Annotated in this window: 22 protein-coding genes; 13 read left to right on the top strand and 9 right to left on the bottom strand. The window is 73.5% G+C overall.

Annotated elements, in window-relative coordinates; all coding sequences use genetic code 11:
- Positions 1–28: 28 nt before the first annotated feature.
- Positions 29–523, top strand: coding sequence for an FBP domain-containing protein (locus ACFYPJ_RS27735; protein ID WP_389022617.1), 495 nt, complete (start codon positions 29–31; stop codon positions 521–523).
- 37 nt (positions 524–560) lie between these two features.
- Here the strand turns inward: ACFYPJ_RS27735 and ACFYPJ_RS27730 are convergent, their stop codons facing one another.
- Positions 561–2,012, bottom strand: coding sequence for an erythromycin esterase family protein (locus tag ACFYPJ_RS27730; protein WP_389022614.1), 1,452 nt, complete (start codon positions 2,010–2,012; stop codon positions 561–563).
- 141 nt (positions 2,013–2,153) lie between these two features.
- On the opposite strand from ACFYPJ_RS27730, the gene ACFYPJ_RS27725 reads away from it, so the two are divergent.
- Together ACFYPJ_RS27725 and ACFYPJ_RS27720 are read left to right on the top strand one after the other, a co-directional pair.
- On the top strand, positions 2,154–3,395 hold the full coding sequence (locus ACFYPJ_RS27725) for an aromatic acid exporter family protein (protein WP_389022611.1): 1,242 nt from the start codon (positions 2,154–2,156) through the stop codon (positions 3,393–3,395).
- A gap of 280 nt (positions 3,396–3,675) precedes the next feature.
- Entirely contained in the window at positions 3,676–4,875 is a 1,200-nt protein-coding gene (locus ACFYPJ_RS27720) for a lactonase family protein (protein ID WP_389022608.1), read from the top strand.
- On the opposite strand, the gene ACFYPJ_RS27715 is transcribed toward ACFYPJ_RS27720, so the two are convergent.
- Together ACFYPJ_RS27715 and ACFYPJ_RS27710 are read right to left on the bottom strand one after the other, a co-directional pair.
- Positions 4,843–5,568: a DUF2470 domain-containing protein gene (locus ACFYPJ_RS27715; protein ID WP_389022604.1), complete on the bottom strand. Its 726-nt coding sequence runs from the start codon at positions 5,566–5,568 to the stop codon at positions 4,843–4,845. The genes ACFYPJ_RS27720 and ACFYPJ_RS27715 overlap by 33 nt on opposite strands.
- An 88-nt stretch (positions 5,569–5,656) precedes the next feature.
- A complete protein-coding gene (locus tag ACFYPJ_RS27710; protein WP_389022601.1) occupies positions 5,657–6,265 on the bottom strand; it encodes a TetR/AcrR family transcriptional regulator in 609 nt (202 codons plus the stop codon).
- A gap of 108 nt (positions 6,266–6,373) precedes the next feature.
- On the opposite strand from ACFYPJ_RS27710, the gene ACFYPJ_RS27705 reads away from it, so the two are divergent.
- On the top strand, positions 6,374–7,897 hold the full coding sequence (locus ACFYPJ_RS27705) for a cytochrome P450 (RefSeq protein ID WP_389022598.1): 1,524 nt from the start codon (positions 6,374–6,376) through the stop codon (positions 7,895–7,897).
- Here the strand turns inward: ACFYPJ_RS27705 and ACFYPJ_RS27700 are convergent.
- Together ACFYPJ_RS27700 and ACFYPJ_RS27695 are read right to left on the bottom strand one after the other, a co-directional pair.
- On the bottom strand, positions 7,859–8,698 hold the full coding sequence (locus ACFYPJ_RS27700; protein WP_389022595.1) for a pentapeptide repeat-containing protein: 840 nt from the start codon (positions 8,696–8,698) through the stop codon (positions 7,859–7,861). The two genes, ACFYPJ_RS27705 and ACFYPJ_RS27700, sit on opposite strands and share 39 nt — an antisense overlap.
- Before the next feature lie 130 nt (positions 8,699–8,828).
- A complete protein-coding gene (locus tag ACFYPJ_RS27695; protein ID WP_389022592.1) occupies positions 8,829–10,130 on the bottom strand; it encodes an alpha/beta fold hydrolase in 1,302 nt (433 codons plus the stop codon).
- A 280-nt stretch (positions 10,131–10,410) separates the two neighbouring features.
- Here ACFYPJ_RS27695 and ACFYPJ_RS27690 point away from each other — a divergent pair, with 280 nt between their 5' ends.
- The 4 genes from ACFYPJ_RS27690 (at position 10,411) to ACFYPJ_RS27675 (ending at position 14,589) form a co-directional block, all read left to right on the top strand.
- Positions 10,411–11,166 (top strand): (Fe-S)-binding protein, encoded by a 756-nt coding sequence (locus tag ACFYPJ_RS27690; RefSeq protein WP_389022589.1) that lies wholly within the window; start codon positions 10,411–10,413, stop codon positions 11,164–11,166.
- Positions 11,163–12,677, top strand: a complete 1,515-nt coding sequence (locus ACFYPJ_RS27685) for a LutB/LldF family L-lactate oxidation iron-sulfur protein (RefSeq protein WP_389022586.1) — start codon at positions 11,163–11,165, stop codon at positions 12,675–12,677. The genes ACFYPJ_RS27690 and ACFYPJ_RS27685 overlap by 4 nt, the downstream gene beginning before the upstream one ends.
- Entirely contained in the window at positions 12,674–13,315 is a 642-nt protein-coding gene (locus ACFYPJ_RS27680; protein WP_389022583.1) for a lactate utilization protein C, read from the top strand. The genes ACFYPJ_RS27685 and ACFYPJ_RS27680 overlap by 4 nt, the downstream gene beginning before the upstream one ends.
- A gap of 119 nt (positions 13,316–13,434) precedes the next feature.
- Positions 13,435–14,589 carry a betaine/proline/choline family ABC transporter ATP-binding protein gene (locus ACFYPJ_RS27675; protein ID WP_389022580.1) on the top strand — a complete coding sequence of 385 codons (1,155 nt, stop codon included), beginning with the start codon at positions 13,435–13,437 and terminating at the stop codon, positions 14,587–14,589.
- 109 nt (positions 14,590–14,698) lie between these two features.
- On the opposite strand, the gene ACFYPJ_RS27670 is transcribed toward ACFYPJ_RS27675, so the two are convergent.
- Genes ACFYPJ_RS27670 through ACFYPJ_RS27660 form a run of 3 tightly spaced genes read right to left on the bottom strand, consistent with a single transcriptional unit; the run spans position 14,699 to position 16,997 of the window.
- Complete coding sequence (locus tag ACFYPJ_RS27670) at positions 14,699–15,652, bottom strand: ABC transporter substrate-binding protein (RefSeq protein WP_389022577.1); 954 nt, start codon at positions 15,650–15,652, stop codon at positions 14,699–14,701.
- Entirely contained in the window at positions 15,649–16,320 is a 672-nt protein-coding gene (locus tag ACFYPJ_RS27665; RefSeq protein ID WP_389022730.1) for an ABC transporter permease, read from the bottom strand. The genes ACFYPJ_RS27670 and ACFYPJ_RS27665 overlap by 4 nt, the downstream gene beginning before the upstream one ends.
- Positions 16,317–16,997 (bottom strand): ABC transporter permease, encoded by a 681-nt coding sequence (locus ACFYPJ_RS27660; protein WP_389022575.1) that lies wholly within the window; start codon positions 16,995–16,997, stop codon positions 16,317–16,319. The genes ACFYPJ_RS27665 and ACFYPJ_RS27660 overlap by 4 nt, the downstream gene beginning before the upstream one ends.
- 165 nt (positions 16,998–17,162) lie before the next feature.
- Between ACFYPJ_RS27660 and ACFYPJ_RS27655 the strand changes: the two genes are divergently transcribed.
- From ACFYPJ_RS27655 to ACFYPJ_RS27645, 3 genes are all read left to right on the top strand, one after another.
- Positions 17,163–17,948, top strand: coding sequence for an ABC transporter ATP-binding protein (locus ACFYPJ_RS27655; protein WP_389022572.1), 786 nt, complete (start codon positions 17,163–17,165; stop codon positions 17,946–17,948).
- Between the two features lie 3 nt (positions 17,949–17,951).
- Entirely contained in the window at positions 17,952–19,262 is a 1,311-nt protein-coding gene (locus tag ACFYPJ_RS27650) for an FtsX-like permease family protein (protein ID WP_389022569.1), read from the top strand.
- A gap of 230 nt (positions 19,263–19,492) precedes the next feature.
- Complete coding sequence (locus ACFYPJ_RS27645) at positions 19,493–20,473, top strand: pyridoxal-phosphate dependent enzyme (protein ID WP_389022566.1); 981 nt, start codon at positions 19,493–19,495, stop codon at positions 20,471–20,473.
- 66 nt (positions 20,474–20,539) lie between these two features.
- On the opposite strand, the gene ACFYPJ_RS27640 is transcribed toward ACFYPJ_RS27645, so the two are convergent.
- Positions 20,540–21,187, bottom strand: coding sequence for a TetR/AcrR family transcriptional regulator (locus ACFYPJ_RS27640; RefSeq protein WP_389022564.1), 648 nt, complete (start codon positions 21,185–21,187; stop codon positions 20,540–20,542).
- 249 nt (positions 21,188–21,436) lie between these two features.
- Between ACFYPJ_RS27640 and ACFYPJ_RS27635 the strand changes: the two genes are divergently transcribed.
- Both ACFYPJ_RS27635 and ACFYPJ_RS27630 read left to right on the top strand, forming a co-directional pair.
- Entirely contained in the window at positions 21,437–22,468 is a 1,032-nt protein-coding gene (locus tag ACFYPJ_RS27635) for a medium chain dehydrogenase/reductase family protein (RefSeq protein ID WP_389022561.1), read from the top strand.
- Positions 22,469–22,547: 79 nt separating this feature from the next.
- Positions 22,548–23,264, top strand: a complete 717-nt coding sequence (locus ACFYPJ_RS27630) for an SRPBCC family protein (protein ID WP_389022558.1) — start codon at positions 22,548–22,550, stop codon at positions 23,262–23,264.
- Positions 23,265–23,344 lie beyond the last annotated feature (80 nt).

Here is a 23,344-nt window from a genome sequence, read left to right as displayed (position 1 = left end):
CCTCTCGTACCTCCGGAAGGGACTCCCCATGAGACCACTCGACGAACAGGAGATCCGCAACTCCTTTGTCAACTGCTCGAAGGGCGAGGCCAAGCGGTTGGCGGTACCCCGTGATCTCGGCGAACGACCGTGGGACGACCTGGACTTCCTCGGCTGGCGCGATCCGGGGGCGCCCGACCGCTGCTATGTGGTGGCCGAGCGGGAGGGCCGGCCGGCCGGCGTCGCCCTGCGTTTCCCGTCCGCACAGCGCGGTTTCCTGCACCGGAGCATGTGCTCGGTGTGCCTGACGACCCACCACGGGGGCGGGGTCTCGCTGATGACGGCACGCAAGGCGGGGGCGGCGGGCCGCGAGGGCAATTCGGTCGGCGTGTACATGTGCACGGACCTGGCCTGCTCGCTGTACGTGCGCGGCAGGAAGGTGCCCGAATCCGGTCTGCGCATCGAGGAGAGCCTCACGACGGACGAACAGATCGCCCGCATGACGGGCAACCTGTCCGCGTTCCTCGACAATCTCGGGGTCTGACCCGGCGGGCCCCGCGGCGGACGGGGCCGGGCCGCGGTCACTCCTGGCGCAGCCGGGCCGCCGTCACCCGGTGCAGATGCACCAGGACGTCGTGGCTGCGGGCGAGCGCGACGTCGTAGGGGCCGTCCGGGTAGTCCGTACCGATGCTGCGCGTCGGCCTGGCCCGCTCCAGCCAGGCGCGGGCGGGCGGCCCGACGGAGCGCAGGTCGACCAGGTAGTCGCGGTACCGCACCCGGTCGAGGGTGGCCTCGTTGGTGCCCGGGCCCGCCGCCGGGAGCGTCCAGCGACGGATGGCGCCGTCCGGTCCGGTGGCGTTGAACGCGCCGCGGTCGAAGGTGAGGCCCACGCTCAGGTAGCCGGGGCCGAGGCGGTCGCGCAGGAAGGCGCCCTGCATCTTCGGGTAGTGGGCGGGGTCCTGGGGCTCGTAGGCGACGTGCGCGTCGTGCGCCGACAGCAGCACCTTGGTTCCGGTGCGCCGCTGCCACCAGTCGACATTGGCGGCCATCGTCTCGTCCCGGTAGCGCATGCTCGCGGCGACCTGAGCGGGGTCCTCGAAGTCGAAGGCGTACTGCCGGGCGGTCCGGTCGACGGCCGCCGCGTTCTGCACGGCCAGGTCGTACGCGGCCCGGTCGGCGCCCGGGCGCTGCGTCCGCAGCAACGCCAGCGCCCGTCCGGTGCGCTCAGCCATCTCCCTGCGGTCGGCGTACGGCTTGCTCAGGTACTCCTCGATGTACTCGCCGGTGGCCACGGTGGGCCGCAGCCCCCGGTAGAGCGCGGCGAGGCGGGCGCTCAGCCCGGGGTACGTGCGGGCCACGTAGTCCGTGACGGCGTCGTACAGTTCGGGCCCGGACCAGGCCGTGTCGTCGCCCATGAAGCGGACCGGGTCGGCGGGGTGACGCAGGTTGTACGCACGCATCCACTCGATGAGCCGCAGATACTCCGTGTTGTTCCACCAGAGGTAGTCACGCTGGAACTCCTCGCTCATGATGCGTCGCGGGTCGCCCTCGCCGCGCAGCACGTACGCGTCGAGCAGCCGGCCCGTGCTCCAGCTGCCCTCCAGGGCGAACGTGCGAAAGCCCCGCTCCTCGACGAGGTGGCGGAAGACGCGGTCCTTGAACGCGAAGAAGTCGTGCGAGCTGTGCGTGGCCTCGCCGAGGCCGACGACCCGGGCGCCGCCGATCATCCGGTCCAGGGCGCGCAGGTCAGCGGTGCCGCCGCCGGGCTCGACGGTCCGCAGGGGGTGGGCGGCGCGGTCGAGGGCGGCGACCACCGGGTCCGGCGGCGGGAGGGCCGCCACAGCGGCCCCGGGCACGGCGACGGTGGCCGCCAGCAGGCCGGTGAGCAGGGTCAGTACGACCGGGGCCCGCGACCGTCTCCTGGTCCGGTGGGCCCCGTTCGGTTGCGGGTGTCCGGGGTCGGCGTCCGCGTGCGCGGAGTTCGCTTCCGCGCATTCGGGGCTCGCGCCGGTGGGTCCGAGGCTCGTTCTCATGCCTGTGAGGCTCGCGTCCGGCGGTGCCGCGCGGCCATCCGGCCTGCCTCCGTCCCGGGCGGGGGCCGGCCCCCTTGCGCGCGCCCCGGCCCGGCGTCACAACACGTTCGGCGACCCCACACACGGGGAAAGGCCCAAAAGATGCCATACATACGAAAATGGGGTGCGGGGCCGAGGCGATTCCTGGAGCACCGCCACGACCCCGTTGTCGTCCAGACGCTGCGATCGGCCGCCGCGGCGACGATCGCGTACGTCGTCGCGCTGCGGCTGCGGCCGGAGTCCGTGCCGCTGACCGCGCCCCTGACCGCTCTGCTGGTCGTCCAGGTCACGCTCTACGCCACGCTCACCAATGGCGTGCGCCGGGTGACCTCCGTGGTGGCCGGGGTCCTGGTGGCCATCGCCTTCAGCCTGCTGGTCGGGCTGACCTGGTGGAGCCTGGCCCTGCTGATCGTGGCGGCGCTGGCCGTCGGGCGCCTGGTACGGGTGGACGAGTACGTACCCGAGGTGGCGATCAGCGCCATGCTGGTGCTCGGTGTGACCGCCATCGGGAACACGGCCTGGGCCCGGGTGGTGGAGACGCTGATCGGCGCGGTCGTCGGACTGGCGTGCAATGTGCTGCTGCCTCCCCCGGTCTGGGTGGACGAGGCCGGGGAGTCGATCGAGGAGCTGGCCAGGCGGCAGCGGCGGCTGATGCTGCGGCTGGGCGAGGAGGCCGCCGGACGCGTGCCGTGGGAGCTGGCCGCCGAGCGGCTGCACGAGGCGCGTCGGCTCGACCACGACGTCGCCGAGGTCGACGCGGACCTGCGGCAGGCCGAGGAGAGCCTGCGGCTCAATCCGCGCGTGCAGGAGGGCCTGCTGCACCGGGTGGTGCTGCGGACGGGTCTGGACACCCTGGAGATCTGCACGGTCGTCCTGCGGGTGCTGGCGCGGACCTTCACCGACCTGGCGAAGTCCCGTGGTCCCGATCCGCTGTTCCCGCCGCAGGCCGGCGCCGCCGTGCAGCGGCTGCTGGCCGAGGTCGCCGACGCGGTGGTCAGCTTCGCGGTGCTGGTGACCACCGATGTGAGCGTCAGCGCCGACTCCGCGGAGGCGCGGCTGACCGCCGGGCTGCGCACGGCCGCGGGCACCCGCGACAAGGTGGCCCTGCTGCTGCGGGAGGAGGCCGAGCGGGATCCGCGGCGGTGGCAGCTGCTCGGCGCCGCACTGACCGAGGTGGACCGGATCATCGACGAGCTGGACACCGGGCACCGCTCGCGCCGCCTGCTGGACGAGCTGGACCGGGTCTCCCGGGAGCAGCAGGACCGGCTGCCCCGCGTCCGGGAGCGGGTGGGCCTGCCACGGCGGCTGCGCCGCGGCCGCCCAGGCGGCGGACGCCCGCGGTGACGGGCAGCGGACACCGGAGAGGCCGGGCGGCGGGGCGCACGCATGGCCGGCACGGCCGTACCCCGCGGCGTGATCGCACCGCGGTCGCGGGGTCGGGCGGCCGTGCGGACGGCCCGGCCTCGGCCGTGATCAGGCGTCGCCGGGCCATGATCGTGACCCCGGGCCGGCGGGCGGGGGCCATGGCCGGTTCCGCCTTCGCAAGGTGGTCAGCTTTTGCTTTCGCGGGGTGGTCCGCGCGATGGTGGCTGTCAGGACCGAGCCGAACTTCCGAGGTGCGGACATGGGCAGTGATGCGGAATCGTCAGGCGGCGGCTGGAGCCGGCGCCGGTTCGTAGGGGCGTTGGCGGGCGGCGCCGCGGCGGTGGGACTGCCGGCTCCGGCGGCGCCGGCCGGCGAGCCCGAGAGCCCTGGATCCGAGCCGTCCGCCGCTTCCCGGCGCACGGCGAAGCCGTCCGGCTCCCGCCCCCTCTACCTGGGCACCTACACCTCCGCGCAGGGCGGCGGCACCGGCATCGGGCTGGCCGGCTACGACCCGGCGACCGGTGCAGTCACCCGGTCCGGCACCCTGAGCGGCGTCGCCGACCCGTCCTACCTCGCCATTCATCCCGACGGCCGCACCCTGTACGCGGTCGACGAGCGCACGAACGGCACCGTGACCGCCGTCCGCACCGGCGACCGGCGGATCCTCGGCTCCCGCAGCACCGGCGGCGCGGCTCCCGCCCATGTGTCGGTGCACCCGGGCGGGCACTGGCTGCTCACCGCCAACTACGGGTCGGGCAGCGTGGCGGTGCATCCCATCGCCGCCTCGGGCGCCCTCGGCGAACGCACCGCCCTGGTCACCGACGCCGGTCCGCCCGGCCCCGGCCAGCAGGGACCGCACGCGCACCAGTTCGTCACCGGCCCCGACGGCAACCACGTCCTCGCGGTCGACCTGGGCACCGACAGCGTGTACAGCTACCGGCTGGACCTGGGGCGGGGCACCCTGACCGCGGTCGAGCGCGCGCACGCCCGGCCGGGCGCCGGCCCGCGCAACCTCGCGTTCCACCCGGGCGGCCGGTACGCGTACCTGGCCAACGAGGTGGACAACACGGTCGCCGTGTGCAAGTACGACGGGGACACCGGGCGGCTGACGATCGGTGCGCCGCAGTCCACCGGCGCCGGTTCCGGCGCCAACTACCCGTCGCAGATCCTGGTCACGGCGAACGGCGCGTTCGCGTATCTCGCCAACCGCGGGCACAACTCGCTCGCGCGCTATGCCGTGGAGAGGGACGGCGCCCGGCTGCGGCTGCTGGACACCGTGCCGGTGTCGGGCGACTTCCCGCGGCAGATCGCCTTCTCACCGGACGGCCGGCTGCTGTTCGCGGCGAACCAGCGCTCCAGCACCGTGAGCGTGTTTCACGTGGACGAGCAGGACGGCGGACTGCGGCTCGCGGGAAAACCGTTCCCCTCACCCGTCGCCGTCTGCGCGCTGCCGCTGTAGGGCGCGCGGGCAGGCGGCCGTGGCCGCCCGGCCGAGCAGCGCGTGGACACGCTCGCCGAGCTGGCCGAGGTCGTCGGCGGGCCGGTGGAACGGCAGCCGTACGTCGGCGTGGCTCCGGCTGCGCTCGATGCGCAGCGTGAGTCCGTACCGGTCCAGTGCGAGGGGCACCACTCGCGTCGCGGCGTGCAGGCTCGCGGGCTCGACGAGCCGGGTGAGGCGTTCGACGGCGTCCGGGTGGGCATCGGCCAGGTGGGTCAGCAGCCGGGCCTCTGCGGCGGCGAGCGGATCGGGGGTGGCGGCGGTGAACGCGTCGAGGTCCACGGCCTCGGCGCCGGACGGCCCGCGCAGCACCACCCGGGTGGTGCGGAGGGCGAGTCGACCGGCCTCCTCGGCGAACGACCCGGCCAGCCACAGCCGGGCGCGGATCCGGTTGCGCTGCGCGACGGGAGCCACGTCGGCGAACTCCAGCACCGCGCACGGCTCGCCGCGCGGCGCACAGATCACGGCCGCGCGCAGCACGCTGTCCTCCGGGGCGTGCAGGATCACCCGTCCGTCACCGGTCACGGCGTGCGCCCCGACGAGTTCCTCGCGTCCACCGTCCACGGTCACCGCGCACGACCAGGCGACGGCGAGCACCGAGCGCGCCCGTTCGGCCGCGCCGGGCCCGGCCGTACTGGCTCGGCTGTCACCCATCCCGATACCTCCTTAGGTAAGCCTTGCCTAACTTATCGGAGATCGGGGCGCACGCCAACCACGTCCGACCCCCCGGACGGGTGGGCGGTCAGGGCGCGAGGACACCCAACAGGGCGCGCGTGCACAGATCGCGTACCTGCTCGCGGTCCGCACCCGGACCACGCAGCCACTCCAGGCAGACCGCCGTGGTGAAGGCCAGCCAGCCGCGCACGGCGAGCCTCAGGTCGGCCCGGTCCCCGGCCGGCGGCCCGAACTCGGGATCGGCGGCGAGGGCCGCCATGATCTGCCGCTCCTGCGCGGCCAGAGCCCGTCGGTAGACCCGGCGCACGGCCTGGTCGCCGGCGGCGTCGGCGCGATGGAACGCGCGGTAGCCGTGGGCATGGGTCTCGACGTAGCCGAGGTAGGTGTCGAGACCTGCGGTGATCTGCTCGCGCACCGGCACGCCCGGCACCGCCGCGGTCAGCCGCAGCATCCGCTCACTCTCGCGTTCGACGACCGCTGCGAAGAAGTCCCGCTTCGTCGGGAAGTAGTGGTAGAGCAGCCCGCGAGAGACGCCGGCGATCTCGGCGACCTGCTCGATCCACACCTCGTCGTAGGGCTTCTCCGAGAACAGCCTGGCCCCGACGGACAGGAGTTGCTCCCGACGCTCCTGTGTGCTGAGCCTGCGCCGGGTGCGCCTCGCTTGGTCCGCGGCCATGTCCGCACTTTACTTGACGTCGGTTCAGCAACCCGCCCAGACTGGAACGCGTTATTGAACCCGCGTACAACACCCGCAACCTGTCGCAGGACCGAGGGAGAACGCGTCATGGCGGAGACGATGACGGCGCCCCTGCCGAAGGGCTTCCGCAGCGCCCAGCACGGCTGGCCCGAGCTGCACCGCATCCCCCATCCCCCGAACCGCCTGCCGCTGCTCGGCGACGTACTGGACGCCAACCGGCGCACGCCCGTGCAGGGCACGCTGCGCCACGCCCGCCGGCTGGGCCCGATCTTCCGGCGCAAGGCGTTCGGCAAGGAGTTCGTGTTCCTCTGGGGCGCCGGGCTCGCGGCCGACCTCGCGGACGAGTCCCGGTTCGCCAAGCACGTGGGCCTCGGCGTCGCCAACCTGCGCCCGGTCGTCGGCGACGGGCTGTTCACGGCCTACAACGAGGAACCCAACTGGCAGCTGGCGCACGACGTGCTGGCGCCCGGGTTCAGCCGCGAGGCCATGGAGGGCTACCACTCCGCGATGCTGGACATGGCCGGGCGCCTGACCGGCCACTGGGACCGGCAGCTCGCCGCGGGACGCCCCGTGGACGTGCCGGGAGACATGACCAAGCTGACCCTGGAGACCATCGCCCGGACCGGATTCGGGCACGACTTCGGGTCGTTCGAACGCAGCCGGCCGCACCCCTTCGTGACCGCGATGGTGGGCGCGCTGACCTACGCGCAGCGGCTCACCACCGTCCCCTCGCCGCTAACCGCGGTGCTGCTGCGCGGCGCGACCCGGCGCAACGCCGCCGACATCGGGTACCTCAACCGCACGGTCGACGACCTCGTCCGGGCCCGGCTGGAGAGCGGCGACGGGGACGGCGACCTGCTCGACCGAATGCTGGCGACGACCCATCCGCAGACCGGTGAGCGGCTGTCGCCGCTGAACGTGCGGCGCCAGGTGATCACCTTCCTGGTCGCGGGCCACGAGACCACGTCGGGGGCGCTCTCCTTCGCGCTGCACTACCTCGCCCAGCACCCGGACATCGCGGCCCGCGCCCGTGCCGAGGTGGACCGCGTCTGGGGCGACACGCCCGCCCCCGGCTACGACCAGGTCGCCAAACTGCGCTACGTACGGCGGGTCCTCGACGAGTCACTGCGGCTGTGGCCGACGGCGCCGGCCTTCTCCCGGGAGGCGCTGGTGGACACCGTGCTGGCCGGGGAGCACCCGATGCGCCGGGGTGCCTGGGCGCTGGTGCTCACACCGATGCTGCACCGCGACCCGGAGGTGTGGGGTGCGGACGCCGAGCGGTTCGACCCGGACCGTTTCGACGCGAAGGCCGTACGCGCGCGTGCCCCGCACACCTTCAAACCGTTCGGGACCGGCGCGCGGGCCTGCATCGGCCGCCAGTTCGCGCTGCACGAGGCGGTGCTCGTCCTCGGCCTGCTGCTGCGCCGCTACGCGCTCGAACCCGAACCCGGCTACCGGCTGCGGGTGACCGAGCGGCTGACGCTGATGCCGGAGGGCCTGCGGCTGCGGCTGGAACGACGCGGTCCGGCGACGGTGCCGGCGGCCTGCGACGGCGCACCTCAGGGAGCGGAGTCAGCGGCGCGCTGCCCAGTGCACGGGACGGGTGACTGACGCCGGCAGCCGGGTGCCCGCACTGCCGCGGGCCGCGTCGGTCTGCGGCTGGGTCAGGAAGAACGCGCCGGTCAGATCGGCGTCCGTGAGATCCGCGGCCCGCAGGTCGGCACCGATCAGGTCGGCACCGCGCAGATCGGCACCCGTCAGATCGGCGGCGATCAGCAAGGCTCCGCGCAGATCCGCGCCGCGCAGATCGGCCCCCTTGAGGCGGGCGCCGACCAGGTCCGCGCCCCGCCGGTCCTTCGTGCGGCGCTTGGCGCCCGGTGTCGCCGCGCGCGCCGCCTCGCTGGTGCGCCGCAGCAGGACGTCGACCCGGCGCCGGTGGGCGGCCACGTCCAGGGCGGCCAGCTCCGCGGGGGCGAGCCGGGTGAGCCGCTCGGTGTCCTCAAGCGCCTCGCGCAGCCCGGCGCGGAACGGACGGGCCGCGGACAGCTCCAGTGCCTCGGTGAGGTACCAGAGCAGTTCGTGCAACTGCCGTACGACATGGAACACCTCGGCCATGCCGTGGGCGAGCTCGGCGGGGCCGGTGCGCCGGTCCCGCCCGCCGAGGACGACCTGCGAGACCTTCTGCCCGGCGCCGAAGCAGTCGTAGACCGTGCAGCCGGCGAAGCCCTTGGAGCGCAGCTCGGTATGGATGCCGCAGCGGTGGTCGTTCTGGAGGTGGGGGCAGGGCCGGCCGGCGGGCTTGTCCAGGGCGAAGTCCGCCGAGACGGCGAAGGGCAGGGCGACGCAGCACAGCCCGACGCAACGCGCGCAGTCGCCGCGCAACTCCGTTCGCCCGTCCGGCTGATCCGACATGCCGATCACCCTACTGACCTGCGGATCCTGCGTCTCCTGCATTTCGCGCCGCCGCGTACGGCCCGTCATCGCAGGGTCACACTTTGTCGCCGGTCATGACTCGTCGCAGGTACCGCCTCGTCCTCCCGGCTCACACCTCGTCACGGGTCAGTGCGAGCAGCCGGTCCAGGACCCGGGGCCCGCCGACGCGCAGGCCGTCGTGCTCGAACTCGTCGGTGACCCAGGTGCGCAGGCCCCGGATCGCGCGCGCGGTGCGCAGGGAGGAATCGGCGTCGACGTACATGTCGTCGTGGTAGACGGCCGCGGCGACCGGGACCTCGTTGGCGGCGAGCCGGGCCGGGTCGTACAGGGGCTGCCAGTCGGCGTGGGCGGCGAGCAGGTCGGCGGTCTCGCGCAGCGGGCGCAGAGCCGGATCGGCCTCGAACGTCCAGGGGTGGACGGTCTCCCCGGTGAACAGCACCGGCGCGTCCCCGGCGAGCGCCTTGGCCGCGTCGAACTGCGGGAACTCGGCGCGTACCCGTTCGGCGGCCCAGGCGGTGGGGCGGGCGTCCTGACCATAGATGGACTCGTGGACGAGGGCGTACAGCGGGTACGCGGCGTAGGAGACGAGCCCCTGGACCGCCTCCTGGAAGGCGTCGGACAGTTCCGGGCCCGCCGGTGTGCGTACGAAGGCGTCCTCCAGCAGGTGGTGCAGCCGGTGGCTGCCGTCGCCGGTGCCGAGCATGAGGCCGAGGGACTGGAACGCCTCGACGGTGAGCCGGTAGCCGTTCGGCAGGACCACGTCGCGGTCCAGCAGGTGGTCGGCGATGGTCCGGGCCCGCTCCACGTCCTGCGGGTAACGCGCGTAGTGGGCACTGACCTTGCGCTCGATGCGCGGATAGGCGGCCCGGTAGACGTCGTCGGCGTGGGCGTCCAGGGACGGCAGGCCGCCCGTGATCACCGCGGTGTCCACTCCCTCGGGGGCCAGCGACAGGTAGGTCACCGTGCAGAAGCCGCCGTAGCTCTGGCCCAGTACGGTCCAGGGGGCGCCGCCGGTCAGCGCCGGGCGGATGTACTCGCAGTCGCGGACGATCGAGTCGGCCCGGAAGAGTGCCAGATAGCGGGCCTGTTCGGCGGGGCCGCCGCGCAACGGCAGCGTCTGCCGGGTGGCGGGCGTGGAGTGGCCGGTGCCGCGTTGGTCGAGGAGGAGCACCCGGTACTCCTCCAGGGCCCGGCCGAGCCATGCCTGCCTGCCGACGAAGCGGTTCGCCCCGTGACCGGGGCCGCCCTGGAGGTACACCAGCCACGGCAGGTCCTGGTGCGCCTTGTCGCTGGCGACGGCCTCACGGGCGTACAGCTCGATCGTCTCGCCCGCCGGGTCGGCGTGGTCCAGGGGCACGGTGAAGCGGTGGTCGGTGAGGACGACACCTGGCTGACGGTAACTGGTGCTCAACGGGTCTCCCGGGCCGGACGGATGGTCGCGTCCCAGTTCAGCACATGTTCGTCGGTCCGCCACCACCAGGGATCACGGGGTGCCGCCGGCCCGGGCCCGAACGCCGGCGGGGGGGGTGTGCCCACCTGTGCGCGACGGGCCGTCGGGGCGGCCTGGTACGCCGAAACGGGAGCCGCCGGGCGCCGACGGCACGGCTCGCCACGCGCTGAACCGGGGCTCCCCCAGCGGGTCGCCGCCGGTTACCCTGCACTCATCGGATGTTCTACCCCTAGGAGCCGCGATGCGTGTCGCACTGTTCCTGACCTGCGTCAACGACACGCTCTATCCCGAAACCGGCCGTGCGGTGGTGAAACTGCTGACCAGGTTGGGCGTCGAGGTCGACTTCCCGATGGCCCAGACCTGCTGCGGGCAGGCCCACTACAACACCGGCTATCGCCATGAGACGGAACCACTGGCCCGGCATTTCTCCGATGTCTTCGGCGCGTACGAGGCGATCGTGACGCCGTCCGGGTCGTGCGGGGCGATGGTGCGGGAGCTGTATCCGCGGCTGGCCGAGCGGGCTCGCGCCGAGGGGCGCGGCGACACGCTCACCGCCGCGCTCGCGTCCGTGATCCCCAAGACGTACGAGCTGACGGAGTTCCTGGTGGACGTGGTGGGGGTGACGGACGTGGGCGCGTACTACCCGCACAAGGTGACCTACCACCCCACCTGCCACGGACTGCGCAGCCTGGGCCTGGGCGAGCGGCCCCGGCGGCTGCTCGCAGCGGTGCGCGGGCTGGAGCTGGTCGAGCTGCCGGGCGCGGAGGAGTGCTGCGGCTTCGGCGGCACGTTCGCGGTCAAGAACGCGGACGTCTCCGCGGCGATGGGCACCGACAAGGTGCGCAACGCGGAGTCGACGGGCGCTCAGGTGCTGTGCGCCGCCGACAACTCCTGTCTGATGCACCTGGGCGGCACGATGACCCGCCTCGGGTCGGTGATGCGGCCGGTCCACATCGCGGAGATCCTGGCGAGCACGGAGGAGGAACCGGCCGTATGAGCGGAACGTTCGTAGGGATGCCGGCCTTCCCCCGGGCCGCGCACGAAGCGGTGCGCAACGAGACGCTGCGCGGCAATCTGCGGCACGCGACGCACACGATCCGTGCCAAGCGGGCGAAGGCCGTCGCGGAGGTGTCCGACTGGGCGCGGCTGCGGGAGGCGGGCAAGCAGATCAAGGACCACACGCTGCGTCATCTCGACCGCTATCTCGTGCAGTTGGAGGAGTCGGTGACGGCGGCGGGCGGCGTCGTGCACTGGGCGGCGGACGCCGCCGAGGCCAACCGGATCGTCGCCGCGCTGGTCCGGGAGACCGGCGAGTCGGAGGTCGTCAAGGTCAAGTCGATGGCCACCCAGGAGACCGGGCTCAACGAAGCGCTGGAGGCGGAGGGCATCCATGCCTACGAGACCGATCTCGCCGAGCTGATCGTGCAGCTGGGCAGGGACCGGCCCTCGCACATCCTGGTCCCCGCGATCCACCGAAACCGCGGGGAGATCCGTGACATCTTCGCCCGCGAGATGGGCAGGTGGGGCCGCCCGGCGCCGGAGGGGCTGACCGACTCGCCCGCCGAACTCGCCGAGGCCGCCCGGCTGCACCTGCGGGAGAAGTTCCTGCGCGCCAAGGTCGGCGTCTCCGGCGCCAACTTCATGGTCGCCGAGACCGGCACCCTCGTGGTGGTGGAGTCCGAGGGCAACGGCCGGATGTGCCTGACCCTCCCCGAGACCCTGATCTCGGTGGTGGGCATCGAGAAGATCGTGCCGACGTGGCGGGACCTGGAGGTGTTCCTGCAGACGCTGCCCCGCTCCTCGACGGCCGAGCGGATGAACCCGTACACCTCCATGTGGACGGGCACCACCGGCGAGGACGGTCCGCGCGCCTTCCACCTGGTCCTGCTGGACAACGGCCGCACCGACACCCTCGCCGACGAGGTGGGACGGCAGGCGCTGCGCTGCATCCGCTGCTCGGCGTGCCTGAACGTCTGCCCGGTGTACGAGCGGGCGGGCGGCCACGCCTACGGCTCGGTCTACCCGGGTCCGATCGGTGCCATCCTCAGCCCCCAGCTGCGGGGCACGGCGAGCGAGATCGATGCCTCCCTGCCGTACGCGTCCTCGCTGTGCGGGGCGTGCTACGAGGTGTGCCCGGTGGCCATCGACATCCCCGAGGTCCTGGTGCACCTGCGGGAACGCGTGGTCGAGGGCGGCCCGGCGACCCGGGAGGGCAACAAGGTCGTCCTGCGGCCCGCGAAGGGGCACGCGGCCGAGCGGGCGGCGATGCGGGCGGCCCGCTGGGCGTTCACCCACCCGGCGGCCCTGCGCACCGGCCAGCGGCTCGCCTCCCGCACCAGGCGGTTCCATCCGCGTACCCTGCCGGGCCCCGGCAGGGCGTGGACCGGCACCCGTGATCTGCCCGCGGTACCCGCGGAGCCGTTCCGGGACTGGTGGCAGCGCACCCACGGCACCCATGGCACGGACAGCAAGGACAGCACGGACAGCGGGAAGGGGGCCGCGGGATGAGCGGCAGGGAACGGATCCTGGGGCGGGTACGGCGCGCGCTGGCCGACGTCCCGGCCGACGACACACCCTACGAGCGGGCCGTCGCCCGGGACTACCAGCGGGCCCACGGTGAGCGGAGTGTCGGGGAGACGGTGGACCTGCTCGCGGAGAACCTCGCCGACTACCGGGCCGTGGTGCACCGCTGTACGGCCGGCGAACTGGCGTCGGTGATCGCCCGGTTGCTGGCGGCGCGCGGGGCGACGTCCGTGCTGGTGCCGCCCGGGCTCGACGAGGGCTGGCTCGCGGCCACGGACGTCGGTCGGGTCGCCGACCGGGCGGACAGCACCCCGCAGGAGCTCGACCGGGTGGACAGCGTGGTCACCGGGTGCGCCGTCGCGATCGCCGAGACCGGCACCATCGTGCTGGACGGCGGTCCGGAGCAGGGCCGCCGCCGGATCACCCTGATCCCGGACCACCACATCTGCGTGGTGCGCGTGCCAGGGCAGGTCGTCTCCGCCGTCCCGCAGGCCCTCGAACGCCTCGACCCGGCACGGCCGTTGACCTGGATCTCCGGCCCGTCGGCGACCAGCGACATCGAGCTGGACCGGGTCGAGGGGGTGCACGGCCCGCGGACGCTGGAGGTCGTCCTGGCCGACTGACACCCGAAGCCGGGAACCCGGCAGGGCCCCGGTCAGGGGGCGTCCTCGGCGGTGTCGGCGTCATCCCTTCGGCCGCCCGGTGCCGGGCGCCGCCTACCCGGCGCGGCTAGCGTGAGGGAATGATCCGGTTCGAGCAGGTCACCAAGCGCTACCCGGACGGTACGGCGGCCGTGGACGACCTCTCCTTCGAGGTGTCCGAGGGGGAACTCGTGACGCTCGTCGGTCCGTCCGGCTGCGGCAAGACCACGACCATGATGATGGTCAACCGGCTCATCGAACCGACCGCCGGCCGCATCCTCGTCGACGGCGAGGACGTCGCCACGGTCGACCCGGTGCGGCTGCGCCGCCGGATCGGCTACGTCATCCAGCAGGTGGGGCTGTTCCCGCACCGCACGGTCCTCGACAACACGGCGACGGTCCCGGCCCTGGTCGGCTGGAAGAAGGCGAAGGCCCGGGCGCGCGCCGCCGACCTGCTCGATCTGGTGGGGCTCGATCCCGCCACGTACGGGCCACGCTATCCGGAGCAGTTGTCGGGCGGGCAGCGACAGCGGGTCGGGGTGGCGCGGGCGCTCGCGGCCGACCCGCCGGTGCTGCTCATGGACGAGCCGTTCGGTGCGGTGGACCCGGTCGTGCGCGAGCAGTTGCAGGACGAGTTCCTGCGGATGCAGGCCACGGTGCGCAAGACCGTGCTGCTGGTCACGCACGACATCGAGGAGGCGGTGCGGCTCGGCGACCGGATCGCGGTCTACGGGCAGGGCCGGATCGAGCAGTTCGACACGCCCGGGGCGGTGCTGGGCAGGCCCGCGACGGAGTACGTGGCCTCTTTCGTGGGCGCCGACCGCGGCCTGAAGCGGCTGTCGGTCACCGCGATCGAACCGGACGACCTGGAGCAACCACCGGTGGTCCGGCTCGACGAACCCGCCGGTCGCGCCCGGGACCGGCTGCGGGACCAGGGCGCCCGGTGGGCGGTCGTGCTGGACGCGCACGGCGAGCTGCACGGCTGGGTCGGGGTGGACACCCTCACGGCGGACGGCCCGGTCGGCCGGCTCGCGCACCGGATGACGGCGTGGGTGCCGGTGGGCACGCCGCTGAAGCAGGCGTTCGGGGTGATGCTCCAGTACGACGCCGGATGGGTCGCCGTGCTCGACGGCGCGCGCTTCCTCGGTGTGCTGACCCCGGCGAAGCTGCACGAGGCGCTGCGGCGCTCGGTGGACGCGGACGCGCGCGGGGTGGCGCGGGGCCAGGTGGCGTTCGACTCGGTGGCGGACGCGTGAGGCACCCGGGCGTGGGTGCGGTCGAGGCACGCCAGGCCGGGGCGCCAGGTCGGGCGGCCGAGACGCGCCAGGCCGGGGAACAGCCCAGGCACGCCGCCGCGCAGCGCGGTCACTTGAGCAGGCCCTTGTCCCGGAGATAGACCCGGGCCACATCGGTGGGCAGCCGGCGCCAGCTGTCCACCTGCCGGTTCATGGCGGCCAGGTCCGCCGTGGTGAGGACCTCGTTGAGCCTGCCGAGCGCCTTGGTGACGCCTTCGTCGCCGGCCCGCGAACGGTTGACCACCGGGACCACGTAGTCGGCGTTCTGCAGGTGCTTGTCGTCGGCGAGCAGGACCAGGCCGAATTGGTCGAGGGTGGCATCCGTGCTGGTGGTGAGGACCATCTGGTCCTGGCCGCTCTGCACGGCGCGCTTGGCCTGCGTGGTGCCGACCCCCTTGGGGTCGACGGCGACGAGGTCGATGCCGTAGGTCTTCTTCAACCCGGGTGCACAGTAGGGCCGTTGCACGCATTCGTCGCCCGCGGCGAGCCGCACCGGCAGTCCCGACGCGCCCAGGTCGCTGAGCGTCCTGAGGCCGTGTTCGCGGGCGAACGACCTGGCCACCGCGAAGGCATTCTGGGCGAGGGCCCGTCCGGGGTCGAGGACGGTGAGACCGCGGGGCGTGGCGAGCCTGCGCAGCGCGGTCATGGTGGCGGCGAGGTCGGGCGAGCCGGCCGGCGGTGCGTCCGGGCCGTTGACCCTGGCGTTGAGCCAGTCGGCGAAGGTCGCCGCGTACTCCGGCACGACGTCGATCTGGCCCGATTCCAGCGCGGGTTCGTACAGCTCGCGGTTGGCGACGGTGAGGAGGGAGGTCCGGTAGCCGGCCCGGTTCAGCAGCAGCGCGTACATCTGCGCGAGCAGATCGCTCTCGGTGAAGCCTGCCGAGCCGACGGTCAGCCGATGGCGGTCGCCGGGCGACGCGGTGACCGCGCCCCGGTTCTCCAGGGAGGGCCCGCCGACGCACCCGGCGAGGGCGAGGAGCAGCACCGCGGCGAGGACCGGGGCGATGGTGCAGCGGCGGCTCATCGGGCGCCTCGGACCCGGCGAAGGGAGAGTCGTTCGACGGTTTCGAAGAGGGCCTCGACGATCAGGGCGAAGACGGCGACGAGCAGCGCCCCGGCCACCACCTGGGGCGTGCTGGCGAGGTTGAAGCCCGCCGTGATGATGCGGCCGAGCCCGCCGCCGCCCGCCAGCGCGGCGAGGGTCGCGGTGGCGACGAGCTGGACGGCGGCGATCCGCACCCCGTTGAGAATCATCGGGAGGGCGAGCGGCAGCTCCACCTGGTACAGCAGTTGCCGCCCGGTCATCCCCATCCCCCGGGCCGCCCCGACCACATTGCGGTCCACCTCGCGCATGCCGACGTACGCGTTGGTGAGCAGCGGCGGCACCGCGAACAACACCAGGGCGACGACGGTGGGCCCCTCCCCCCAGCGGCCGACCGGGGTCAGCAGCAGCAGGACCAGCACGGCGAAGGTGGGCACGGCCCGGCCGGCGTTGGAGATGTTGACGGCGAGGGCACCGCCCCTGCCGAGGTGGCCGAGGACGAGGGCGACGGGCAGGGCGACCAGGCAGCTGACGACCAGGCAGACGGCGGTGAGCGCGAGGTGCTGCGCCAGCCGGTGCCGGATCCCGTCGTCGCCCGTCCAGTGCGCCGGGTCGGCGAGCCAGTGCCAGGTGGCGGTGAGGATCTTCACGTGCGGGCCGCCCGCGCCCAGGGCGTGAGCAGCCACTGCACGCCGAGCAGGAGCAGATCGGCGGCCACCGCGATCAGCACGCACAGCACCGACGCCGTGAGCACCTGCGCCTTGAAGTAGGTGTTCATGCCCGCGTAGATGAGGTTGCCGAGACCGCCGAAGCCGACGATCGCGCCGACGGTCACCAGGGAGACGGCCGAGACGGTGGCGATGCGCAGACCGGCCATGCCGGCGGGCAGGGCGAGGGGCAGTTCGACGGTGAGCAGCAGTCGGACGGGGCCGTACCCCAGGCCGCGGGCGGCCTGCCGGGTCTCCTCGGGAACGGCGCGCAGACCGGCCAGGATGTTGCGGACGAGCAGGGTGAGCGAGTAGAGCACGAGCCCGGCGACCACGAGGGTGGCGGATAGCCCGTACACGGGCAGGAGCAGGGAGAACATCGCCAGGGAGGGGATGGTGTAGAGGATCGTCGTGACCGCGAGGACGGGTGCGGCGGCCCAGGTCCAGCGGCGGGCGAGCACGGCCAGCGGAACGGCGACGGCCAGACCGATCAGCACGGAGAGTGCGGTCAGCTCCAGATGCTGGACCACTGCGTCGAGCAGGATGTGGCGCCGGGTGCTCAGATACGCACCGCAGATCCATTCGTTGCGCGCGAGGCAGTCGTCCGGAGGCGCGGTCACGGGTCCATTGCACCGGGCGGGCCACGGGGTGGCTCGTTGTGGTGACCCGTACGGGGTGTCGGTGACTACACCCGCCGATACGGGTTCTGCGCCCCGTGTGCGGCGGCCGCCGCCTCCGTAGCTTCGTCGACGGGGCACAGGGAGTGCCGGACGGAGAGGGATGACATGGTGCGCACGGGATCGCGACACACGTACGGCACGGGGCCCGCCGCCGAGGCGCTGCGGCTGGTCAAGGTCACCAAGACGTACGGCAGCGGCGACGGCGCCGTCAGGGCGCTGGACGGGGTGACGCTCGGTCTGGAGCGGGGCACCTTCACGGCGGTGATGGGGCCGTCGGGTTCCGGCAAGTCCACGCTGCTGCAGTGCGCGGCCGGGCTGGACCGGCCCGACAGCGGGATCGTGTTCGTCGACGGTACGGAGATGACGGGTTCCGGCGAGGCGGAGCTGACCCGGTTCCGGCGCAGCCGGGTCGGGTTCGTCTTCCAGCAGTACAACCTGCTGGACACGCTCACGGTGGCGCAGAACACGGTGCTGCCGCTGCGGCTGGCCGGGCGGCGCGTGGACCGCAAGCGGGCCCGGGAGGCACTGACGGCCGTCGGGCTCGGCGACCGGCTGGGGCATCTGCCGAGCCAGTTGTCGGGCGGTCAGCGGCAGCGGGTGGCGATCGCCCGGGCGCTGGTCACCGAACCACGGCTGGTCTTCGCGGACGAACCGACCGGAGCGCTGGACACCCGCAGCGCGCGGGAGGTGCTGGAACTGCTGCGGGAGTCGGTGGTGGTGCACGGCCGGACCGTGGTGATGGTGACGCACGACCCGGTCGCGGCCGCGTACGCCGACTCGGTGCTGTTCCTGGCCGACGGGCGGCTCGTGGGACGGTTGCCCGCGCCGACGGCAGACGCGGTCGCGGAGCGGCTCGCGCACCTGGGCGACGACGTGCCGACGGGGGTGTGACCGATGCTCGTACTGGCAGTGCGGTCCGTCCGCGGGCGCCCCGGACGGTTCCTGGCGACTCTGCTGTCGGCCTTCCTGGGCGCGGCGCTCGTCATGGCCTTCGGCTCGCTGCACGACACGGCCGGGCAACCGGGCGTCGACGCGGTCAGCGCGCAGACGCTGACCACCTCGGCGAGCGTCGTCGGCGGCTACGGCACCCTGCTGGTCTTCTTCGCGGTGGCCTCCACGCTGACCGTGAACGTGCGTCAGCGGGCGGCGGAGCTGGAGCTGCTGCGCTGCTCGGGGGCGACTCCCGCGCAGATCGGGCGGATGGTCGTGGGCGAGGCGGTCGCGGTCGCGCTGGTGGGCGTGGTGCTGGCGCTCGGTCCGGCGGTGCTGGGCGGGCAGGCCCTGCTCGGCGTGTTCCAGGACAGCGGTCAGGTGTCCCGCTCCGTCGGCTTCGTCCTCGGTCCTGTCGCGCTGCTGTCCGGGGCCGGGGTCACGCTGCTCGCGTCGGCGGGCGCGGCGTTCCTCGCGGTGCGCCGGGCGACGCGCCGGGGCGTGCGGCGGGCCCGGGCGCGGACGCTGCTCGCCTACGGCGCGCTGGCCGCGGGTGCGCTGGCGGCGGCCGGCACGTTCACGTTCTCGGCGACGGACGCGGCGCTGATGGCCGCGCCGGCGTACGGGGCGATCCTGCTGTCGGTGGGGTGCGCGCTGCTGGCGCCGCGGCTGCTCGGCGCGCTGCTCGCCGGGCTGCCGTTGGGCGGGGCGAGCGGCTGGCTGGCGGCGCGCAATCTGCGCCGCCGGGTGGACGAGCTGTCGGGGGTCCTGATGTCGCTGGTCCTGTTCACCGCCATCAGTACCGCGACGGTGACCATGCAGTCGGTGGAGTCCGACGCCGTCGCGGCCTCGGGGCTGCGCACGTCGGTGGACGCGAAGAACCTTCAGACGCTGAATCTGACGGTCGTCGGCGTCATCGCGGTGTTCGTCTGCATCATGCTGGTCAACTCGCTGTACGCGGCGACGTCCTACCGCAGTTCGGAGTTCGGCCGGCAGCGGCTGGCGGGGGCGACCCCGGTCCAGGTGCTGGGCACGGTGGGTGCGGAGTCCGCGGTGCTCACGGTGGTGGGGGTGGCGCTGGGTTCGCTGGCGGCGCTGGCCGGGATCGTCCCGTTCACGATGGTCCGCGCCGACGGCACGCTGCCGGGGCAGACGTTCGGCATCTGGCTCGCGGTGTGCGCGGTGGCCGCGGCGGTGACGCTGGGGACGAGTCTGGGCACGGCGCGGCAGGTACTGCGGACTCCGGCGATCGGGGCGGTGACGAGAGCGGTGTGACCGCTCCGGCAGTGCGGGGGCGCGTGCCATGACGGCGGGCGCCCCGCACCTGCACGCCGGTCACTCGCCCTTCCCGTCCTCCCTGCTCTCACGGCACAGCTCGAAGTCCCGGAGTTCCGAAGGTTCAGCGGCCCGGCTGCCCGATCGTGCGGCTCCCCCGCCGGAGTGCTCCGGAGGGCACCCGTATGGTCGACTTGCCGTACCTTCGCCCGCAGACGAGGAGCTTCCGCATGAGCCGGCCGCCCGTGGCACTCGGCACCTTCCCCACCCCCGTGGAACCGGCACCCCGGCTGGCCGCCGCACTCGGGCTCGGTCCGGACGACCTGTGGGTCAAACGCGACGACCTGACCGGCCTCGGCGGTGGCGGCAACAAGGTCCGCAAGCTGGAGTGGACGGTGGGCGCCGCACTCGCCGACGGCGCCGACACGCTGGTGACGACCGGCGCGGCGCAGAGCAACCACGCCCGGCTGACGGCGGCCGCGGGGGCCCGGCTGGGCCTGGACGTCGTCCTCGTACTGCGTGGCTCGCCGGGCGGATCCCGGTCCGGGAACCTGGCGCTCGACGGCCTGTTCGGCGCGCGGCTGGCCTGGGCCGGCGACGTGGACCGGGCGGGTCTGGACGCGGCGGCGGGCGAGGTGTGCGAGCGGCTGCGCGCGGCGGGTGCCCGCCCGGCGCTCGTCCCGTTCGGCGGGTCCAGCACGCTGGGGGCGCGCGGCTATGTGCGCTGCGGACAGGAGTTGCTCCAGCAGGTGCCGGGGCTGCGGACCGCGGTCGTCGCCCTGGGTTCGGGCGGGACCATGGCCGGTCTGGTGGCGGCGCTCGGGGCGGGGGCCGTGCTGGGGGTCGACGTGGGCGCGGTGGCCGACCCGGCGTCCGCCGTCGCCGGGTTCGCGGCGCCGCTCACCGCGGAGCCCGTCGCTGCGGAGCGGCTGCGGATCCGTGCGGACCAGGTGGGCAGCGGTTATCCGGTGCTCACCCCGGCGGCGGCCGGCGCGCTCCGGCTCGCCGCCCGCTCCGAGGGCCTGGTCCTCGATCCCGTCTACACCGGCCGGGCCCTGGCCGGTCTCGCCGCCGCGGTCCGCGACCAGGACGTCCGGCCCGGCGAACGCACGGTCTTCGTGCACACCGGCGGTCTGCCCGGCCTGTTCGGCCACGCGGACGCGGTGGCGTACGCCGAGAGTGCCGCGCTGCCGTACCCGGCGGACGGCTGACACCGGCCCCTCGGCGGGGAGGCCGCCGCGAACGCGCCCCCGCCCCGGACCTTCGCGGGGTCGCGCTCAGTGTGCCAGCAGGTCGTCCAGTTCGGCGGCGTAGAGCAGGGCGGGGTCGAAATCCATGCCCGCGAACTGGCCGGCCAGTTCCAGGGACAGGACGCCGTGCAGCCGGGACCAGACGATCAGGGCCCGGTGGAGGACCGCGGGCGGGGCCGGGTGGCCCTCCGCCCACTGCCGGTGGTCCGCGAGGTGGATGTCGAGCGGGGACTCGGGACGGTGCGAGGGCAGCGTGGCGCAGGCGTCCAGCAGTACCGCCATGATCTCGGCGGCGATCGTGGTGACGTCACCGGGCGCGTGGTAGCCGGGGACGGGCGTGCCGTAGATGAGGAAGTAGCGGTGCGGGTCCTCCAGGGCCCACCCGCGCAGGGCGTGCGCCAGGCCGGCGAGGTCGGCACCGGAATCGGCGGCCCCGCGGAAGGTGTCGGCGAGGCTGCGGTACGCGTCGGTGATCAGCTCCGTCATCAGCTCGTCGCGGCTGGCGAAGTAGCGGTACAGGGCAGGTCCGCTCATGCCCATCCGCTTGGCGATCGCGTTGAGGGAGAGCGCGGACGCCCCCGCGGTGGCGATCTGCTCCCACGCGTGTGCCTTGACCTCCGCGCGTACCTGCGCACGGTAACGCTCGCGCGGAGTCTTCGTGTCCGGTGCTGCCATGGCCTTCGCCTTCCCGTCCGTGCCGCTACAACACTAAGACTTAGTTAGAAGGTATCACGCAGTCGTTCGGCGCCCCTTTCGGCCGATCAGGCCCCTTCAGCGCACGTTTCGAGCACTCGAAGGCCGACAACCGCACACCATTCAGTTAGAGGGTATAGCGAATGCGATTGACACTCACGTTCGCTGAAGTTATAACTTCTAACAGACGCGAACATGCATCACCAAACGCCGAGCGCAGTGGAGGTCGCCATGAACACCGAAGGAGCCGTCGAGGTCGTCCTGCCGGGCCGGGTCGAGCCGGAGGGGCTGCAGATCCGCTACGGACCGATCCCCGCGCCGGGTCCCGGACAGGTGCTGATCCGTACGGAGGCGACCGGGGTCTCCTTCGCCGAGCAGCAGATGCGCCGGGGCAGGTACTACGACCAGCCCCCGTTCCCGTTCGTGCCGGGCTACGACCTGGTCGGCACCGTGGAGACGGCGGGCGAGGGCGTCCCGCCCGGCCTGACCGGCTCCCGGGTGGCCGCGGTGGTCAAGGTGGGCGGCTGGGCCAGCCACGTGGTCGTCGACGCGGCCGACGTGGTGGCGGTGCCCGGCGGGATCGGCGCGGCCGAGGCGGAGACGCTCGTACTGAACGGCGTCACCGCCTGGCAGATGCTGCACCGCAAGGCCCGCGTCCGTGCCGGGCAGAGCGTCCTGGTGCTCGGCGCCAACGGCGGGGTCGGCACGGTCCTGGTGCAACTGGCCCGGGCCGCGGGGGTGAACGTGATCGGCACGGCCTCCGAGCGCCATCACGACGCCCTGCGGGAACTGGGCGTCACACCCGTCGACCATCACACGGAGAACGTCGCCGCGCGGGTCCGTGACCTGGCCCCGGACGGGGTGGACGCGGTCTTCGACCACGTCGGCGGCCCCGGCATCGCCGACTCCTGGCAGCTCCTGGCGCCCGGCGGCACACTCGTCTCCTACGGCACCGCCGCCACCCGGGACGACGCGGGCTCCAGGCAGTTGCCGGTGCTCAAGCTGCTCGGCCGGCTGTGGCTGTGGAACGCCCTGCCCAACGGCCGCCGTGCCTACTTCTTCAACTTCTGGGCCGGCCGTGCCCTGGCCGAGGACCGCTTCCGGGCCCGGCTGCACCACGACCTCACCCAGGTCTTCGCCGCTCTCCAGCGCGGTGACGTCACCCCGCAGATCGCCGCCCGGCTGCCGCTCACCCGCGTCGCCGACGCCGTGCGGCTGGCCGAGTCCGGCACCGTCACCGGCAAGGTCGTCCTCACTCCTTGAGCCTCCCTCCTCCTCTGGCGAACCCCCGGTCCCGCCGATCAGGCAGGCCGGAAACCCGAACCCGGAAAGGAACCACCCCATGTCCAGCGCCCGTACGCACACCTCCACCGAGCAGCAGACCGGCCGTCACTTCCTCGGCGCCGTCACGCCGGGTGACCGTCCCCGGTCCGGCGTGCGCGCCGCCGTGCTCGCGCTGTCGCTCGCCGCCGTCGGCGTCCTCGGCACCGGCGTTCCGAGCGCCCAGGCCGCACCCGTCCAGGGCCAAGCCGTCCACCAGGGCCCCGCCGTCGAGTGCCGTGGGCAGGGCGTCGACCCCGACGCCCGTATCCGCTACGGCTCCGACATCGTGATCGACGCGCCTCTGCACACCATCTGGAAGGTGCAGACCGACGTACAGCACTGGCCGTCCTGGCAGGCCCCCGTCCTCACCATGGAGCGCCTCGGCCACGGTCCCCTCCGCCCGGGTGCGCAGTTCCGCTGGACGACCCCGGCGCCGGCCACCCCGACGACGCCCGAAACCACGCTCGCCATCACCTCCACCGTCCGCCAGCTCAAGGCGAACTCCTGCATCCGGTGGACGGGTCCCGCGATCGGCGACGGACTGCGCATCGACGAGGGGGTCCACGTCTGGACCTTCAGCAAGGTCAAGGACGGCGTACGCGTCCGCACCGAGGAGACCTGGACCGGCGACCAGGTCGAGACCGACGTGCCCACCGCGACCGCAGCCCTCGGCCAGGGCCTCGAACTGTGGCTGAGCGACCTGAAGACCACCGCCGAGGCAGCCGCGCACCGCTGAGGAACGAGCGCGCCCTCCACGCCCGTGCGTGGAGGGCGTGCTCGTCCGGTCGGCCGGGCGGTTGCCGGACGCCGGGGTGA

The organism is Streptomyces sp. NPDC006012 (assembly GCF_042871185.1).
GTDB lineage: Bacteria > Actinomycetota > Actinomycetes > Streptomycetales > Streptomycetaceae > Streptomyces.
This window is presented reverse-complemented; position numbering and strand designations above follow the sequence as displayed.

Excerpts from the sequence above, each read along its gene's own strand:
- ACFYPJ_RS27705 (WP_389022598.1), top strand. The coding sequence starts at position 6,374 with ATGGCGGAGACGATGACGGCGCCCCTGCCGAAGGGCTTCCGCAGCGCC.
- ACFYPJ_RS27700 (WP_389022595.1), bottom strand. The coding sequence starts at position 8,698 with ATGTCGGATCAGCCGGACGGGCGAACGGAGTTGCGCGGCGACTGCGCG.
- ACFYPJ_RS27630 (WP_389022558.1), top strand. The coding sequence starts at position 22,548 with ATGTCCAGCGCCCGTACGCACACCTCCACCGAGCAGCAGACCGGCCGT.
- ACFYPJ_RS27635 (WP_389022561.1), top strand. The coding sequence starts at position 21,437 with ATGAACACCGAAGGAGCCGTCGAGGTCGTCCTGCCGGGCCGGGTCGAG.
- ACFYPJ_RS27655 (WP_389022572.1), top strand. The coding sequence starts at position 17,163 with ATGGTGCGCACGGGATCGCGACACACGTACGGCACGGGGCCCGCCGCC.
- ACFYPJ_RS27720 (WP_389022608.1), top strand. The coding sequence starts at position 3,676 with ATGGGCAGTGATGCGGAATCGTCAGGCGGCGGCTGGAGCCGGCGCCGG.
- ACFYPJ_RS27685 (WP_389022586.1), top strand. The coding sequence starts at position 11,163 with ATGAGCGGAACGTTCGTAGGGATGCCGGCCTTCCCCCGGGCCGCGCAC.
- ACFYPJ_RS27710 (WP_389022601.1), bottom strand. The coding sequence starts at position 6,265 with ATGGCCGCGGACCAAGCGAGGCGCACCCGGCGCAGGCTCAGCACACAG.
- ACFYPJ_RS27645 (WP_389022566.1), top strand. The coding sequence starts at position 19,493 with ATGAGCCGGCCGCCCGTGGCACTCGGCACCTTCCCCACCCCCGTGGAA.
- ACFYPJ_RS27675 (WP_389022580.1), top strand. The coding sequence starts at position 13,435 with ATGATCCGGTTCGAGCAGGTCACCAAGCGCTACCCGGACGGTACGGCG.
- ACFYPJ_RS27690 (WP_389022589.1), top strand. The coding sequence starts at position 10,411 with ATGCGTGTCGCACTGTTCCTGACCTGCGTCAACGACACGCTCTATCCC.
- ACFYPJ_RS27725 (WP_389022611.1), top strand. The coding sequence starts at position 2,154 with ATGCCATACATACGAAAATGGGGTGCGGGGCCGAGGCGATTCCTGGAG.
- ACFYPJ_RS27715 (WP_389022604.1), bottom strand. The coding sequence starts at position 5,568 with ATGGGTGACAGCCGAGCCAGTACGGCCGGGCCCGGCGCGGCCGAACGG.
- ACFYPJ_RS27680 (WP_389022583.1), top strand. The coding sequence starts at position 12,674 with ATGAGCGGCAGGGAACGGATCCTGGGGCGGGTACGGCGCGCGCTGGCC.
- ACFYPJ_RS27640 (WP_389022564.1), bottom strand. The coding sequence starts at position 21,187 with ATGGCAGCACCGGACACGAAGACTCCGCGCGAGCGTTACCGTGCGCAG.
- ACFYPJ_RS27730 (WP_389022614.1), bottom strand. The coding sequence starts at position 2,012 with ATGAGAACGAGCCTCGGACCCACCGGCGCGAGCCCCGAATGCGCGGAA.
- ACFYPJ_RS27650 (WP_389022569.1), top strand. The coding sequence starts at position 17,952 with ATGCTCGTACTGGCAGTGCGGTCCGTCCGCGGGCGCCCCGGACGGTTC.
- ACFYPJ_RS27735 (WP_389022617.1), top strand. The coding sequence starts at position 29 with ATGAGACCACTCGACGAACAGGAGATCCGCAACTCCTTTGTCAACTGC.
- ACFYPJ_RS27670 (WP_389022577.1), bottom strand. The coding sequence starts at position 15,652 with ATGAGCCGCCGCTGCACCATCGCCCCGGTCCTCGCCGCGGTGCTGCTC.